The sequence below is a fragment of the Massilia sp. Root351 genome, assembly GCF_001425045.1.
Lineage (GTDB): Bacteria > Pseudomonadota > Gammaproteobacteria > Burkholderiales > Burkholderiaceae_D > Rugamonas.
The window spans coordinates 253,009-268,552 of record NZ_LMDJ01000031.1 but is presented as its reverse complement, the minus strand read 5'-3'; the positions used below and the strand labels follow the sequence as shown (position 1 = coordinate 268,552).

General features: G+C 64.7%; 17 protein-coding genes. 2 read left to right on the top strand and 15 right to left on the bottom strand.

The window, feature by feature from the left end:
* Nucleotides 1-6: 6 nt before the first annotated feature.
* The 5 genes from ASD15_RS21270 to ASD15_RS21250 all read right to left on the bottom strand — a co-directional run bounded on the left by ASD15_RS21270 (nucleotide 7) and on the right by ASD15_RS21250 (nucleotide 3,713).
* Nucleotides 7-654, bottom strand: coding sequence for a Tfp pilus assembly protein FimT/FimU (locus ASD15_RS21270; RefSeq protein WP_057157021.1), 648 nt, complete (start codon nucleotides 652-654; stop codon nucleotides 7-9).
* Entirely contained in the window at nucleotides 642-1,064 is a 423-nt protein-coding gene (locus tag ASD15_RS21265; RefSeq protein WP_057157020.1) for a type IV pilin protein, read from the bottom strand. The genes ASD15_RS21270 and ASD15_RS21265 overlap by 13 nt, the downstream gene beginning before the upstream one ends.
* A 123-nt stretch (nucleotides 1,065-1,187) precedes the next feature.
* Nucleotides 1,188-2,576: a sensor histidine kinase gene (locus tag ASD15_RS21260; protein WP_057157019.1), complete on the bottom strand. Its 1,389-nt coding sequence runs from the start codon at nucleotides 2,574-2,576 to the stop codon at nucleotides 1,188-1,190.
* A complete protein-coding gene (locus ASD15_RS21255; protein ID WP_057157018.1) occupies nucleotides 2,569-3,276 on the bottom strand; it encodes a response regulator transcription factor in 708 nt (235 codons plus the stop codon). Before ASD15_RS21255 ends, ASD15_RS21260 begins: the two co-directional genes overlap by 8 nt.
* Before the next feature lie 92 nt (nucleotides 3,277-3,368).
* The gene (locus ASD15_RS21250) at nucleotides 3,369-3,713 is read right to left on the bottom strand and encodes a hypothetical protein (protein WP_057157017.1); all 345 of its coding nucleotides are present in this window, start codon (nucleotides 3,711-3,713) and stop codon (nucleotides 3,369-3,371) included.
* Between the two features lie 200 nt (nucleotides 3,714-3,913).
* Here ASD15_RS21250 and ASD15_RS21245 point away from each other — a divergent pair, with 200 nt between their 5' ends.
* On the top strand, nucleotides 3,914-5,950 hold the full coding sequence (locus ASD15_RS21245; RefSeq protein WP_057157016.1) for a methyl-accepting chemotaxis protein: 2,037 nt from the start codon (nucleotides 3,914-3,916) through the stop codon (nucleotides 5,948-5,950).
* 32 nt (nucleotides 5,951-5,982) lie between these two features.
* On the opposite strand, the gene ASD15_RS21240 is transcribed toward ASD15_RS21245, so the two are convergent.
* Nucleotides 5,983-6,309, bottom strand: a complete 327-nt coding sequence (locus ASD15_RS21240; RefSeq protein WP_057157015.1) for a hypothetical protein — start codon at nucleotides 6,307-6,309, stop codon at nucleotides 5,983-5,985.
* A 304-nt stretch (nucleotides 6,310-6,613) separates the two neighbouring features.
* Between ASD15_RS21240 and ASD15_RS31895 the strand changes: the two genes are divergently transcribed.
* On the top strand, nucleotides 6,614-7,423 hold the full coding sequence (locus tag ASD15_RS31895; RefSeq protein WP_082552019.1) for a Crp/Fnr family transcriptional regulator: 810 nt from the start codon (nucleotides 6,614-6,616) through the stop codon (nucleotides 7,421-7,423).
* On the opposite strand, the gene ASD15_RS21225 is transcribed toward ASD15_RS31895, so the two are convergent.
* The 9 genes from ASD15_RS21225 to infC all read right to left on the bottom strand — a co-directional run bounded on the left by ASD15_RS21225 (nucleotide 7,326) and on the right by infC (nucleotide 15,532).
* The gene (locus ASD15_RS21225; RefSeq protein ID WP_057157012.1) at nucleotides 7,326-8,837 is read right to left on the bottom strand and encodes a CHASE3 domain-containing protein; all 1,512 of its coding nucleotides are present in this window, start codon (nucleotides 8,835-8,837) and stop codon (nucleotides 7,326-7,328) included. The genes ASD15_RS31895 and ASD15_RS21225 overlap by 98 nt on opposite strands.
* A gap of 118 nt (nucleotides 8,838-8,955) precedes the next feature.
* Nucleotides 8,956-9,588: a response regulator transcription factor gene (locus tag ASD15_RS21220; protein WP_056391326.1), complete on the bottom strand. Its 633-nt coding sequence runs from the start codon at nucleotides 9,586-9,588 to the stop codon at nucleotides 8,956-8,958.
* A 163-nt stretch (nucleotides 9,589-9,751) separates the two neighbouring features.
* Nucleotides 9,752-10,156: a MerR family transcriptional regulator gene (locus ASD15_RS21215; RefSeq protein ID WP_057157011.1), complete on the bottom strand. Its 405-nt coding sequence runs from the start codon at nucleotides 10,154-10,156 to the stop codon at nucleotides 9,752-9,754.
* A 13-nt stretch (nucleotides 10,157-10,169) separates the two neighbouring features.
* Complete coding sequence (locus ASD15_RS21210) at nucleotides 10,170-10,517, bottom strand: integration host factor subunit alpha (RefSeq protein WP_057157010.1); 348 nt, start codon at nucleotides 10,515-10,517, stop codon at nucleotides 10,170-10,172.
* 153 nt (nucleotides 10,518-10,670) lie between these two features.
* On the bottom strand, nucleotides 10,671-13,097 hold the full coding sequence (pheT, locus tag ASD15_RS21205; RefSeq protein WP_057157009.1) for a phenylalanine--tRNA ligase subunit beta: 2,427 nt from the start codon (nucleotides 13,095-13,097) through the stop codon (nucleotides 10,671-10,673).
* Nucleotides 13,098-13,109: 12 nt separating this feature from the next.
* Entirely contained in the window at nucleotides 13,110-14,126 is a 1,017-nt protein-coding gene (gene pheS / locus ASD15_RS21200; RefSeq protein ID WP_057157008.1) for a phenylalanine--tRNA ligase subunit alpha, read from the bottom strand.
* Nucleotides 14,127-14,226: 100 nt separating this feature from the next.
* Nucleotides 14,227-14,586 carry a 50S ribosomal protein L20 gene (gene rplT / locus ASD15_RS21195; RefSeq protein ID WP_028833836.1) on the bottom strand — a complete coding sequence of 120 codons (360 nt, stop codon included), beginning with the start codon at nucleotides 14,584-14,586 and terminating at the stop codon, nucleotides 14,227-14,229.
* Between the two features lie 25 nt (nucleotides 14,587-14,611).
* Entirely contained in the window at nucleotides 14,612-14,809 is a 198-nt protein-coding gene (rpmI, locus tag ASD15_RS21190; protein ID WP_008449407.1) for a 50S ribosomal protein L35, read from the bottom strand.
* A gap of 177 nt (nucleotides 14,810-14,986) precedes the next feature.
* A complete protein-coding gene (gene infC / locus ASD15_RS21185) occupies nucleotides 14,987-15,532 on the bottom strand; it encodes a translation initiation factor IF-3 (RefSeq protein ID WP_307188299.1) in 546 nt (181 codons plus the stop codon).
* Nucleotides 15,533-15,544 lie beyond the last annotated feature (12 nt).

The following is a 15,544-nucleotide window of genomic DNA, read 5'->3' as shown; positions in this document are numbered from 1 at the left end:
GCGGGCTCACGGTGGGCAGGCGCGCGAATCCGGCGCGCTCAGCAAGGGGTTGCATTTGATGGCCAGGCCGGCCAGCGACACGGCCACCGCCACCGGCGGGATGCCGGCGTTTTGCCCGGCCGGATCGAGGCGGATGCGGCTCAGGCGGTCGGCGTAGCCGGTGTCGACCCAGCCCAGCGACGTGAAATACACGGCCGAGGCGCCTTCCGGTTCCAGCCGCGGCGCCAGCAAGTCGCTCTGCGGCAGCGCGTCGGCCGGGCGCAGCACCGATTTGTAGCCGTTCGCGCCTTCCGGGTCGAGCGGCGCCACCTCGGTGGTGGTGGACCAGGTGCCGCTGCTTGCCGAGCAGGGCACGCCCGGCGCCGGGAAGCACAGGTCGACCTGCCAGTCCATCTGGCCGTTGTTCAGGTTCGGCGTCAGCACGATGCGGCTGGCGGCGTTGTGCAGCACCGCCTGGCGGCGCGCCATGGCGAAGCCTTCGGCATAAAATTCGCCGGCCGAGATCACCTTGTTGCCGCTGATCCAGTTAACCATGCTGGGGATGCCGACCGCCGCCAGCACCGCCAGGATCACCAGGCCCACCATCAGCTCGATCAGCGTGGTGCCGCGCTGGCGCGCAGCAGGACGCGGCCGGGGGCGTGTCAATTGCTGCATAAGCCGCCCGCCCGGTCTACCCAGCAGTTGCTGCTGGTGCCCCACTCCGGGGTGGCGGTCGTGGCGCGGCCGCCGTTCTGGTCCACCGTGTAGGAAAAGCCGGCCGCCTTGCCCTTGCCGGTGGCCGTGATGACGTAGGCCGAGGCCGACGCGCTGGACAGCGAATAGTCGAAATTGGCGGTGGAGCCGGGGAAGGTGGCGGCGTCGCCAAAGCCCTCGTAGCTGCGGGTGTTGGCCCAGAACTGCTCGGCGGCCGGCTGGGCCCCGCCCAGCGAGGTGAACGCCTCGGTCAGCCGGGCCCGGGTCACGTACTTGGTGTAGGCCGGCAGGGCCACCGCAGCCAGGATGCCAACCACCGCCACGGCGATCATGACTTCGATCAGCGTAAAGCCCTTGTGCGTGCGTTTCATTCTGGTGCGCTCCCGGTTATGTTGTCGTACGTCATGACAGCATGGTAGCGTCCCTAGCTTGCATTTCCCTGAAGAAATACTGACAAAACCCTGACAAGTGCACAGTAGCGCACTCGCGCGCCGTCACGGGCGCAGCTGGTGCACCGGGAAACGCACCGAAAACAGCGCCCCCTGCCCGCCCGCCGGGCTGGCGACGGCGATGCGGGCGCCATGCGCGGCCGCGATGTCGCGCACGATGGCCAGGCCCAGCCCGCTGCCGGCTATCGTGTCGTCCAGCCGCACATAGCGCCGGAACACCGCCTCGCGCAGCGCCGGGGCGATGCCGGGCCCGGAATCCTCCACTTCCAGCACCGTGCCGCCGGTCAGCGCGCCGCCGCCCTCCTCCCCCGGCCGGCAGCGCACCGTCACCGTGCCGTGCGCCGGCGTGTAGCGGATGGCGTTGTCGACCAGGTTGTCGATCAGGTCGCGCAGCAGGAAGCGGTCGCCCAGCACGCTGGCGTGCTGCAGCTCGAAGCCGATGTCGATCGCCTTGCGCGCCGCCTGCTCGACGAAGTGCTGCACCGTCTCCTCCACCAGCGCGTCCAGCGCCAGCGGTTCCAGCCGGGTCTTCTCGAAATGGCTGGGTTCGGCGCGCGCCAGCGCCAGCAGCTGGTTGGTCTGCCGTATCATGCGTTCGGTCGACAGCTGCATCAGGCGGATCGAATGCGCGGTATCCGGCTCGGCGTGGCGGTTGCCCAGCCATTCAAGCTGGGTCTGCAGGCCGGCCAGCGGGGTGCGCAACTGGTGCGCCACATTGGCAAGGAAGTCCTGCTGCGCCTGCGCGCCTTCGCTGACGCGGGCCAGCAGGCCGTTGAAGGCATGCACCACGGGCGCCAGCTCATAGGGCACGTCCTCCTGCTGGATCGGCGCCAGCTGGTCGCCGGCGCGCGCGTTCAGGCCGGCGCGCATGCGGTCCAGCGGGCGCAGGCCGTTGGTCACGGAAAACCAGATCAAGCCCACGCACGCCAGCGTGAACAGGCCGTCCAGCAGCACCAGCGCGCGGAAAATCGCCTGCCGCACCTGGGTGCGCTGGCGCAGCGTGCGCGCCACGCCGACATAGGCCGGCGCGGCTGCGCCGCCGGCGGCGGCCACGCGCAAGGTGCCCACGCGCACCGCCTCGCCGCGCATGGCGCCGTCGTAGGCCAGCGCGGCGCCGCCGGCCTGGCGCAGCGCAGGAAAGTCCGCGTCCCCCGCCACCACCCGCCCTGCGCTGTCGCGCACCACGAAATACACCGCGTCGGCGTCGCCGTTGCGCAGCACCTGCTCCGCCTGCGGCGGCAGGTCGATGCGCCAGGCGCCGTTGGCTGCCGACAGGCGCGCGCCCAGCGCGCCGGCGGCGTCGGACAGGCTCTGGTCGAAAGCGGTTTGCGCCGGCAGCCAGGCCAGCATATAGGTCAGTGCGCCGCCCGCCAGGTTGATCAGCAGGATGGGCGCGATCAGCCACTTCAGCAGGCGCAGCCGGATGCTAGGCATGCGGCGCCAGCTCCAGCATGTAGCCGAAGCCGCGTATGGTGCGGATCGAGACGCCGGCGTCGGCGATCTTCAGCCGCAGGCGGGAAATATAGACTTCCACCGCGTTCTGCGTCATGTCCTCGCCCCAGGGCAGGATGGCGTCGATGATCTGCTGCTTGGACACCACCCGCCCGCCGTGCTGCAGCAGGTATTCCAGCACCGCCCACTCGCGCGCCGACAGCTCGATGTAGCGCTCTTTCACGCGGGCGCGCTTGGTGCTGCTGTCCAGCGCCAGGTCGCCCATGGCCAGCGCGGCCGCCTTGGGCGCATGGCGCCGCGCCAGCGCGCGCACGCGCGCCACCAGTTCCGGCGTGGCGAAAGGTTTGACCAGGTAATCGTCGGCGCCCAGTTCCAGGCCGCGCACGCGGTCTTCGATGGCGTCGCGCGCGGTCAGCAGCAGCACCGGGATGGAACTGCCGCGCGCGCGCAGGCGGCGCACGACTTCGAAACCGTCGATGCCGGGCAAGCCGATGTCGAGCACCAGCACCGCCAGTTCGCCGGCCGTGCCGGGATGGTCGGCGTAGGCCGCGCCGGCGCGCTGCAGCAGCGCGTCGGCCTCGGTGCCGCTGCGCAGCACGTCCACCGCCATGCCATGGCCGCTCAGCACGCGCTGCAGGCCGTCGGCCAGCACCGCGTCATCTTCCACCAGTAGTACGTGCATAGCCTGCCTCATGATTGCGCGCGGTCAAGGCCGCGCCTGCAGGCACTATAAGGGCTGGCACGGCCGATGTACAGCCGTGCGGCGGGCCGGCGTCAGACGATGTTGCGGCGGCGGGTGCGCACCCGGCTGCCGCTGCCGTCGGTCATGGTGTAGGGCTTGACGATGGACAGGCGGTACATCAGCACGTCGCCCGCCACGCACACCATCAGCGGCACCATCAGCATGGCCGCGTCGATGCGCTCCATGCTGGCGGCGAAGCACACTTCGAAGAACAGCAAGGCGATCAGCACGCAGGTGGCGGTGGCCAGCGACAGGAAACACATGGCCTTCACCTGCTTCGGCTTGCGCTTGCCGGAGGCGACGAAATACGCGGCGCTGATGCAATGCACCAGCAGCAGCAGCGTGCTTCCCAGGTAGAAGTACAGCTTGGCGTCCATGGCGTCGATGACGGCTCTCCCTTCTTGTCACATCTTCATCATAGGAAATTCAAATTCCCACATGGAAAATTCTACCAAGAATGGCACGTTTCGCGTCGGAAAATCTCTCAAATAGTCACAAAGTGCCCAAATTTATTCACGCTGCGGTCACATTCGGCAGGCACCATTGCGTCATGGCAATTTTATGGCTCGAAACATTGATGAATACCCTATTCCGCCCGGTCATCGCGCTGATGCAGCGCCTGCGCCTGTTCCCCAAATTCCTGCTGGTGTCGCTGGTGTTCCTGCTGCCGCTGCTGCTGGTGACCACGCTGCTCATGCATGAATTGCACAAATCGCTGGAGGTGAGCGAGCGCGAGCAGCTGGGCGTGGCTTATATCGGGCAACTGCAGCAAGTGAGCCGGCTGGCCCAGCAGCACCGTGCGCTGGAGCGCCTGCGCCTGGCAGCGCGCCAGCCGCTCGACGGCGCCGCGCTGCGCGCCGATATCGAGGCGCGCCTGAAACGCCTGGACAGCTGGCAGCTGGACAGCCGGCCCGCCGCGGCCGGCCTGGCCGGGCTGCCGGCGTGGACGGCGGTGCGGCAAGCATGGCAAGCGCTGGCCGAACGCCAGCCGGCATCGGACGCCAGGGACAGCCTGGCGCTGCACGGTGCGCTGCTGGCCAGGCTGGCCAAACTGAGCGCGCTGGTGGCGGACCGCTCCAGCCTGAGCCTGGACCCGGAAGTGCAAACCCACTACCTGGTGGCCGCGTTCCAGAAGACGCTGCCGGAAGTGGCCGAGGACCTGTCCGTGATCGCCGCGCGCGGCGCCGCCTACATCGACACCGGCCTGTTCGAAGGCAACGAGGACCAGCTGCTCAACGCCACCGCCATGCTGGCGCGCCACCAGCTGGAACGCCTGCCGGCGCAGGCCGACGCCATCTTGCTGCACAACCCGCAGCTGCAAGCGGCGCTGCAGCCGCACCTGGCCGCCATTCCCGCCGCGCTGGCGTTCCTGGAGCGCAACAAGAACGAAGTGAGCAACTCCTACAACCAGACCAGCGGCAAGGAATTCAGCGCCGCCGGCCACGAGGCGATCGGCAAGCTGTACGGCTTTGCGGCCGCGTCGGCCACGGCGCTGGACCGGCTGCTGGCCGAACGCCTGGCGCGCGACCGCCTGCGCCGCAACCTGATGCTGGGCGCCGTGGCCGCCGCGCTGGCCGTGGCCGCCGTGCTGTTCACCGGTTTCTACCTGTCTTTCTCGCGCGACGTGGGCACGCTGAACCGCGCCGTGCAGGCGGCGGCGGCCGGCGACCTGACCCTGGAAATCAGCTCCCCGGCGCGCGACGAGATCGGCGGCCTGGTCAACGCCTTCGGCGGCATGACGCAAGCGCTGGCCATGCTGGTGGACGATATCCGCAGCGGCGCCGGCCGCATCGCCGATGGCGCCGACGAACTGGCCAGCGGCAACACCGCGCTGTCCGGCCACACCGAAGCGCAAGCCGGCGACCTGTCGGCCACCGTGGCCTCGATGCGCGCGCTGACGGCCACCGTGCAGCGCAACGCCGCGCACGCCGAACGCGGGCGCAAGCTGGTGCAGGCCGCGTCCGACATCGCCCAGCAGGGCGGGCGCAGCGTGGCCGCCGTGGTCGAGACCATGGCCGGCATCCGGGCCAGCTCCGACAAGATCAGCGACATCATCGGCGTGATCGACGGCATCGCCTTCCAGACCAACATCCTGGCCCTGAACGCGGCGGTGGAAGCGGCCCGCGCCGGCGAACAGGGCCGCGGCTTCGCGGTGGTGGCGGGCGAAGTGCGCAGCCTGGCGCAGCGCTCGGCTGCCGCCGCGCTGGAAATCAAGAAGCTGATCGTCGATTCGGTGCGCGAAGTGGAGGCCGGCAGCGCGCTGGTGAACGCGGCCGGCGCCACCATGACGCAGGTGGTGAATTCGGTGCAGCAGACCGCCGCCATCATCGAACAGATCAGCGCCGCCGAGGCGGTGCAGCGCAGCGAAATCGAGCAAGTCGACCACGCCCTGGCCCGCATCGACGACATGACGCGCCAGAACGGCGCGCTGGTGCTGCAAGCCTCTGTCGGAGCGGACCGCCTGCACGAGGAGGCGGCCCAGCTCGGCGAAGCCGTCAGCCGCTTCCGGCTCGACGGCCAGCCGGCCGTGCTGGGAACCGTGGCGCCGCCCCTCGCCTGGAGCGCCAACCAGCCCACCATCGTGTCGCGCAAGCGCGCGCGCCTGCTCGGCTAGCCGGGAGCTTAGCCGGCGGGCAAGTCAGCAGGCTAACTTCCTGCGAACGGCGTGCCGATCAGGCCGACCGCCAGCTCCACCCACACCAGCGCCAGCAGCAGCGCCAGCCCAAGGCCCAGCGCCAGGCGCCGCTGCCGGGTGCGCAACAGCCGCGCCGCCGCCACGTAGGACAGGCCGGTCCCGGCCAGCAGCACGCCGGCAATGGCGAAGTCGGACCCGGTCCACACCACCTCGTCGGTGAACTGCATCGCCACCAGCGGCACCAGCAGCAACAGCGCCGTTCCCAGCACCACCAGCAATACCTGCCAGCCGGCCGGCTGCGCCCCGCCCGGCGCGGCGCCCTTCCTCAGTGTGCCCATCTGCCCCTCCTTTTTGATTGAATTGCGTAGTCCAGGAGCCATCGTAATGCCGCTGTGTGAAGGCAGGATGCGCTGCGCGTGAAGCCGCCCATGATGCTTGCAGTAGGACTAGGCTGACAAGGCGCCATGCAACGAGCCTACACGGGGGCGCTGCCCCGTCTTATGTTCGTAAAGTACATACAGACCTAAAGTACTAACAACGCGATGGATAAAGTGGAGCGAGAACAGAAGCCCACCCGGACTCAGCAAAATCGAGCACAACCGGCATCCAGCGCTACTTTGTACTTAGCCTGTGAGGAATAAAATGAACAACACTCAACTTAGCGATACCGTCACACAGTCGCTCTCCCAGACGATGCCCGTAGGCTCGCGGGAATTCAAAGTTGCGTCCCGGCCGGTTGTCAGCTATAGCGGTACACAGCAGAACGAACTGCTGGCCGCCTTGCCTCGTGAAGTCCTGGAATCCCTGTTTGAACACCTGGAACTGGTGACCTTGCCATTTGGCAAGGAATTGTTTGAATTCGGCAGCAAGCTGGAAAACGTGTATTTCCCGACCACTGCCATAGTGTCCCTGCTGTACGTGATGGAAGACGGCGCCACCACCGAGATCGCCGTGGTAGGCCATGAAGGCGTGGTAGGCGTGTCGATGTTCCCCGGCGAGCGCGCCATGTGCAGCGCCGTGGTGCAAAGCGCCGGCTACGGCTACCGCCTGAAGGCGCAGCACCTGCGCGAAGCGTTCAACCAGGGCGGCGCCCTGCCCCAGCTGCTGATGCGCTACAACCATGCGCTGTTCGCGCAGATGGCGCAAAACGCCGTCGGCGGCCGCCACAGCTCGATCGAGCAGAAACTGTGCCGCTGGCTGCTGGACCGCCTGGACCGGTCGCTGAGCAACGAACTGAAGGTAACCCAGGAAATGATCTCCATCATGCTGGGCGTGCGGCGCGAGAGCATCACCGCGGCCGCCGGCAAGCTGCAGGAAGACGGCCTGATCACCTATCGCCGCGGCAACATCACCGTTATTGATCGTTCAGGCTTGGAACGCTACGCGGGCGAGTGCTATAAGGTGGCGAAGACGGAGTACGATCGCCTGCTGGTGGACGTGGCGGGCTGCTAGGCTCGCACTGCTCGGCGACACCGGCCCTGGCGCGCATCGGAATATGTACTTCGATACAAGTTCCCTTGTCGTTGCGGCCGCGGCGGATGGTCAGCGTGCCGCCCAGCAGCAGTGCCCGCTCGCGCATCCCCAGCAAGCCATGCGACATCGGCTTCACCAGCGTGTTCGATTCGATGCCCACCCCATCGTCGATCACGCGCAGCACCAGCAAGTCTTCACTGCACTGCAGCGTCACGATCACCTTGGTGGCGCGCGCATACTTCCGGATATTGGTCAGCGACTCCTGCACGATGCGGAACAGCGCAATGGCCAGGCTGGAGTCGCGGCCCTTGGCCACGTTGTCGATATGGCTGGCGATATCGGTCTCGCACGGCAGCGCCGACATGCGGCTGAACTCGTCGCAATAGCTTTCGATGGCGGCGCACAAGCCCAGGTTGTCCAGCAGGCTGGGGCGCAGGTTCTCGATGATGCGGCGCTTCATTTCCACCGTGTCGAGCAACGTGGCGCGGGCGCGCTTGAGCTGGGAGGCCAGTTCGGGGTTGGTTTTCTGCAACTGGTGCATGACGGCGCCCAGGTCCATGCTGATCGACGTCAAATGCGCGCCCATCTCGTCGTGCAGTTCGCGCGACAGCCGCACTTTCTCTTCCTCGCTGATACTGATCAGGTGGCGCGACAGCACCGACAGCTGCTCGGTACGCTGGGCCACCATGGATTCGAGGTTGTCGTTCGACACCTGCAAGGCGTGCTCGACCGCCGCCTGGTTGCGGAAACTGCGCCGCACCAGCTGGTAGAACATGATCAGCACGAAGATGGCCACCGCGTTGATGCCGGTGCCCAGCAGCACGGCCTTCTGGTACTGGTGGTAGAAGCTGGCGCTGCGCGCGGCCAGCGTTTCATTCTGTTCCTGCACCATGATGACCACCAGCAGGCGCAGTTCGTCCATGGACGCGCGGTCGTCGGTGACCTTGGCGATGTTGACGATCTCTTCCAGGCCGCCGTGGCGATAGACTTCGATCGATTCGCCCATCAGGGCCAGCTTGCGCCGCACGATGGTGTGCAGCTGCGCCAGGTTTTTCAGCTGCGACGGGCTATCGGCCAGCAGCAGCTCCAGTTCCTTGAATTCAGTTTCCGTTTCCACCGTGACGGTGCGGGTTGGCCCCAGGTAGGATTCCTTGCCGGACACAAAGTAGCCGCGCATGCTGCTCTCGGCGTCGAGCACCAGCACGTTCAGGTACTGCAGCCGCTCAGCCACGCGCGAGGACTGGCTTAACAGGAAGTTGGCGCCCTTTAGCGACTGCAAGTTATGGAACAGGCTGAAGCCGTTCACGATCAGTATCAGTGCGCAAGTTACGCACAGTACGGTCTTGTACAGCGGCAGTCTGTGATGGGGCGCCGCGTCGACGGTGAAATACATCCTGATAGGCATCCTTTGCTAGATGAGCAGCCGTTATGGCAGGGCCATTATAGACCCTGCCGTTTTTTGCTGCGCCGCATCAGTTTCCTAACGTGCGCGCCAGGACGGGCGCTGTGCGCTAATCCAGCAGGTTGTTCTTCATAGCATAATAGGTCAGATCGCTGTTCGATTGCAGGCCCATTTTTTCCATGATGCGGGTGCGGTAGGTACTCACCGTTTTGATGCTGAGCGACAACGCCACGCCGATATCGCTGACCGTGGCGCCGCGCGCCAGGCGCAGGAACACCTGGAACTCGCGGTCCGACAGTTCGGTATGCAGCGCCGTGTTGGGGTCGCGGTCGAAACTCTGCGCCAGCAGCTCGCCCACTTGCGAGCTGACGTAGCGCCGGCCCTGGTGCACGGTGCGCACCGCCGTGATCAGCTCGTCGGCTTCGCACTCCTTGTTCAGATAGCCGTTGGCGCCCATCTTGAACAGGTTCAGCGCGTACTGCTGCGCCGGATAGCCGGACAGTATCAGCACCGGCAAGTCCGGCTGGCCCTGGCGTATGGTACGCAGGGTGTCAATGCCGGACTGGTCCGGCATGGCGATGTCCAGCAACAGCACGTCGCATATCTCGCGGCGGGCAATGTCCAGCGCTTCGCGCCCGGTACTGCCCTCCGCCACTACACTGAAATCGTCCGCGGACGAAAAAATCTGCTTGAAGCCGGCTCTAACTATTTGATGATCGTCACATATGGCAACGCGTATCATGTGTTCCCTCGTGTCTTCCTTGCATGGGAAAGTCCCCGCGCTTCCGCTAACAAAATAATAATCTTATTATTGTAGCACTGCTATTCTACGCGAAAAAAAAGGCGCTTTGCGGCGCGCCCCTGGTGCCGCCCGCCCCGCGCCGCCCGGCTGCCCAGCAAACCGGTCAGCCAAGCAGGCCGAGGATGGCAAGCAGTTCGCTGCGTATCATGTCCCGGTCCAGCGGCGGCGGCGGCACGGCCGGCGCTGCACGCTCATAGCCTCCATCATACCCTGCCTGCGCAGGATCGGCGCTGCGGCTATCTAGTTTGCTGCGCGCACCGCTGATGGTAAAACCTTGTTCGTATAACAGTTCCCGTATACGGCGTATCAGCAGCACCTCATGATGCTGGTAATAGCGCCGGTTGCCGCGCCGCTTGACCGGTTTGAGCTGGGTGAACTCCTGCTCCCAGTAGCGCAGCACATGCGGCTTCACGCCGCACAATTCGCTCACCTCGCCTATCGTGAAATAGCGTTTGGCTGGAATCGGCGGCAACACCACCAGTTCGGATTTGCCTGGCCTATCGTTCATGCTGCTGTCTCACTCAGGCGGCACGCGCCATGGGATTGCTTTCCTCGACCATGCTCTTCAGCTTCTGGCTGGCGTGGAAGGTCACCACGCGGCGCGCGGTGATCGGAATTTCCTCGCCGGTCTTGGGATTGCGGCCGGGACGCTGCGGCTTGTCGCGCAGCTGGAAATTACCGAAACCGGACAGCTTGACGGCCTCGCCGCGCTCGAGCGCGTTGCGGATCTCGTCGAAGAAGGTTTCCACCATGTCCTTGGCTTCACGCTTGTTCAGTCCAACCTGCTCGAACAGCAACTCTGCCAGCTCCGCCTTGGTCAGCGTGGGCATGTCCTTTTCCGCCTCCTGGCGCACCTTGGCCACCAGCATCGCGCTGTGCAGCTCGGCATCCAGGGCGGATTCGAGTACGGCGGTATCAACGTCGTTGTTATTAATTTTGCTGCCCTGCCTATAAAAAGAACGGGAATCCGGCGGCGGCCGGATTCCGGGATGGCATATTGCCCGCTGTGACTTACGGCCCGCTTAAGAGCGCAGTTTCGCGCCGTGCTTTTGCTGTGCCGACTCGGCCAGCGCACTCATCACAGCGTCCACTACGTCGTCCTGCAGGGTGTTTTGAGTATCTTGCAAGCTAAAGCGGAAAGCAAGCGATTTCTCGTCCGCTTCCAGCCCTTTGCCGCGATATTCATCAAACAAAACAATGGCTTGCACCAGCTTGCCGTGCGCGTGGCCGGCCAGCGCGGCGGCGAAAGCGTCAAGCAGATCCTGCGCCGGCACAGCCTGTTTGACGACCAGCGCCAGGTCGCGCGTGGCGCCCGGGAACTTGGAGATCTCGCTGTATTTTGGCACACTGCGTTGCTGCAAGGCAATTGCATCAACTTCGAACAAGACCGGCGCCTGCGGCAGGTCGTATTTCTGCAGCCAGCGCGGATGCAGCTCGCCGATAAAGCCGATCACCTTGCCGTCCAGTTCGATATTTGCCGAGCGGCCCGGGTGCAGCGCCGGGTGCGCGGCCTTGCTGAAGCGCAGCGTGGCCGGGGCGAACAGCTGCTCCAGGTCGGCCTTGACGTCGAAGTAGTCGACCAGGCGGGTATCCTGGCCCCACTGCTCGTCGGCCACCGGGCCGTAGGCCAGCGCGGCCACGCGTTGCGGCTGGCTGTAGCCCGCCACCGTCAGCGGGCCGTCCTGCACCGACGCATCGCGCTGGTAGATGGCGCCCAGCTCGAACACCCGCACGCGGCTGGCTTTGCGGTTCAGGTTGTAGCGCACATTGGCCACCAGGCTGCCGATCAGCGACGAGCGCATTACGCTCAGCTGGCTGGCGATCGGGTTCTGCAGCTTGATCGGATTGTCGTTGCCGCTGAAGTCCAGCTCCCACTGGGCTTCGACAAAGCTCATGTTGACCACTTCCTGGTAGCCGAGGTCGGCCAGCTGGTGGCGCACGGCGAACAGCGAACGGGTGTTTTCGGGCGCGATATGCATGGTGTTCGGCGCCACCGGCGCCACCGCCGGGATGTTCTCGAAGCCGTACACGCGGGCCACTTCCTCGATCAGGTCTTCCTCGATTTCGATGTCGAAACGGTAGGACGGCGCGCTCACCGAGAAGATGCTGTCGGCCAGGGTGAACTGCAGGCCCAGGCGGGTGAAGATGTCGGCCACCAGTTCGTCGGTCAGCGGCACGCCGATGACCTTCTGGGCGCGCGCGGTGCGCATCTGCACCGGCTTCGGCTGCGGCAGGTTGACGATCTGGTCGTCCACCGGGCCCACTTGCGTGGCGGGGGTGCCGCAGATTTCCACCAGCAGCGAGGTGATGCGCTCGATGTGCTCGACGGTGGTGGCGTAGTCCACGCCGCGCTCGAAGCGGTGCGCCGCGTCGGTCGAGAAGTTGTACTTGCGGGCCCGGCCCTGGATGGCGTTCGGCCACCAGAACGCCGCTTCCAGGTAAATCGACTCGGTGTCCAGCGACACGGCGGTGGCGTCGCCACCCATGATGCCGGCCAGCGATTCGAGTTCCTTGTCGTCGGCGATCACGCCGACCCACTCGTCCACCGCCACGGTGTTGCCGTTCAACAGCTTCAGCGTTTCGCCGGCCTTGCCCCAGCGCACGTCCAGGCCGCCGTGGATCTTGGCCAGGTCGAACACGTGGGTAGGACGGCCCAGCTCCAGCATCACGTAGTTGGAAATGTCCACCAGCGCCGACACCGCGCGCTGGCCGCTGCGCTCGAGGCGCTGCTTCATCCACTCCGGCGTGGCGGCCTTGGCGTTCAGGTTGCGGATCACGCGGCCGGAGAAGCGGCCGCACAGGTCCGGCGCCGAGATCTTCACCGGCAGCACTTCGCCCATCGTCACCGGCACGGTGCGGAAGGACGGCATGGTCAGCGGCACGCCGGTCAGCGCCGACACTTCGCGCGCCACGCCCAGCACCGACAGGCAGTCCGCCTTGTTCGGGGTCAGCTTGATGGTGAATTTCAGGTCGTTCAGCGCGTAGTAGTCGCGGAAGTTCTGGCCCACCGGCGCGTCGTCGGGCAGTTCCAGCAGGCCGGAGCCCTCTTCCGACAGCTTCAGTTCCTTGGCCGAGCACAGCATGCCCTGCGATTCGACGCCGCGCAGCTTGCCCACCTTGATTTCAAACGGCTTGCCGTCCGCACCCGGCGGCAGCACCGCGCCGGCCATGGCGCACACCACTTTCAGGCCGGGGCGCACATTGGGCGCGCCGCACACGATGTTGAGCAAGGTGCCGGTGCCGACGTCGACCTGGCACACGTTCAGGCGGTCCGCGTCCGGATGCTTGGCCATCTCGCGCACCTGGCCCACAACCACGTTGGAGAACGGCGGCGCGACCGGTTCGACTTCTTCCACTTCCAGGCCGGACATGGTCAGCATGTGCGCCAGTTCATCCGACGTCATTTTCGGATCGACAAGAGTGCGCAGCCAATTTTCAGAGAATTGCATAGTCGTGGTGCCTCAGTTGAACTGTTTCAGGAAACGCAGGTCGCCTTCGTAGAACAGGCGCAGGTCGTTGATGCCGTAACGCAGCATGGTCAGGCGCTCCAGGCCGGAGCCGAACGCGAAACCGATGTAGCGCTCGGGATCGAGGCCGAAGTTGCGCACCACCGACGGGTGCACCTGGCCGGAGCCGGACACTTCCAGCCAGCGGCCCTTCAATGGACCGCTGCCGAAGGCGATGTCGATCTCGGCCGACGGTTCGGTAAACGGGAAATATGACGGCCGGAAGCGCACCTGCAGGTCATCGGTCTCGAAGAAGGCCTTGACGAAGTTCAGGTACACACCCTTCAGGTCGGCGAAGCTGATGTCCTCGGCGATCCACAGGCCTTCGACCTGGTGGAACATCGGCGAGTGGGTGGCGTCGCTGTCGACGCGGTAGGTGCGGCCCGGCGCGATCACCTTGATCGGCGGCGTGTGGCTGCGCGCGTAGCGTACCTGCATCGGGCTGGTGTGGGTGCGCAGCAGCAGCGGCTTGCCGGCGCTGTCGTTGCCGTCCACGTAGAAGGTGTCCTGCATCGAACGGGCCGGATGGTTCTCCGGGCTGTTCAGGGCAGTGAAATTGGTCCAGTCGGTTTCGATCTCGGGGCCGCCGGCCACGTCGAAGCCGATCGAGCGGAAGATTTCCTCCACGCGCTCCCAGGTGCGCATGACAGGATGCAGGCCACCGCCGGCGCGGCCGCGGCCTGGCAAAGTGACGTCGATTTCTTCCGCGTTCAGGCGGGCTTGCAGCTGGGCTTCGGCCATGGCGTCGCGGCGCGCGGTCAGCGCGGCTTCGATCTGCACTTTGGCGGCGTTGATCAGCGCGCCCTGCGCTTTTTTCGCGTCCGGGTCGAGCTTGCCCAGGCCCTTCATCATTTCGGTGATCTGGCCGGTCTTGCCCAGATACTTGGCTTTGGCGTTCTCAAGTGCGGCGGCGTCTGCGGCGGCGATAAAGTCAGCACGTGCCGAGACGACCAGTTCTTCCAGGGAGTTCATGCAATATTCCTGTCTTGGAAATTAAAAACGGGGCACAGGTTCACACCTTGCCCCGCTCTCATGCGCTGCCGGAAGCAGCGCTACGCATCAAACGCTGATATTAGGCAGCGATTTGTGCTTTGACGGTGTTGACAATCGCGGCGAAGGCCGGCTTGTCCATCACAGCCATATCGGCCAGAACCTTACGGTCCAGCTCGATGTTCGCCTTCTTCAGACCGTTCATGAACACGCTGTACGTCACGCCATGCTCACGGGAAGCGGCGTTGATACGGGCGATCCACAGGCGGCGGAAGACGCGCTTCTTGTTACGGCGGTCACGGTATGCGTACTGGCCAGCGCGCATGACTGCTTGCTTGGCAATACGGTATACCTTGCTACGACGACCACGGTAACCCTTGGCCAGGTTTAATACTTTTTTATGACGGGCACGCGCAGTAACCCCACGTTTTACTCGAGGCATATTAGCTCCTTAAATGAGTGTGAGATTAAGCGGTAGGCATCATGCGCATGACGGACGTGACATCCGATGCGTTGATGTTACGGGTACCACGCAGCTGACGCTTGTTCTTGGTGGTCTTTTTGGTCAGGATGTGGCGCTTGAAAGCCATACCCGATTTAACAGTACCACCTGGACGCACGCGAAAACGCTTTTTCGCGGAGCTTTTGGTCTTCATTTTTGGCATAACACATCTGCCCTCTTACGGGCAGCTCCAAATTAACAGGATTGCAGGTGGCAGCACTACGCTGCGCTTAGAGGCCTGCTTTCACTTGTTGATGCAGCGGTCCGTCTTGCTGTTGGCCACTACATTTTGCGGAACGCGATTATACCCTAAGGTGTCCGCTATTCCGCAAATTCTTGTTTACTTCTTCTTTTTCGGCGCCAGGACCATGATCATCTGGCGGCCTTCCATCTTCGGGAACTGCTCGACCTGGCCGTACGGCTCCAGGTCAGCCTTCAGACGCTCGAGCATGCGGAAACCGATATCCTGGTGCGCCATCTCACGGCCGCGGAAGCGCAGCGTGATCTTGGTCTTGTCGCCGTCATCGAGGAACTTGATGAGGTTGCGCAGCTTGATATTGTAATCGCCGTCATCGGTGCCCGGACGGAATTTGACTTCCTTCACGGAGATGACTTTTTGCTTGAGCTTCGCTTCGTGGGCCTTCTTCTGCTCCGAATACTTGAACTTGCCGTAGTCCATCAGACGGCAGACTGGCGGGACCGCCGTCGGGGCGATCTCCACCAGGTCGACGTTCGCTTCTTCCGCCAGGCGGAAGGCTTCGGCCAGGCTCACGATACCGAGCGGTTCGTTGTCAACCCCGCTCAGACGCATTTCGGGAGCGGTGATTTCGCCATTGATGCGATGCGACTTGTCAGTAGCTATTGTAGTTTCCTTTAAAAATTCGATGATCGGCCGGTA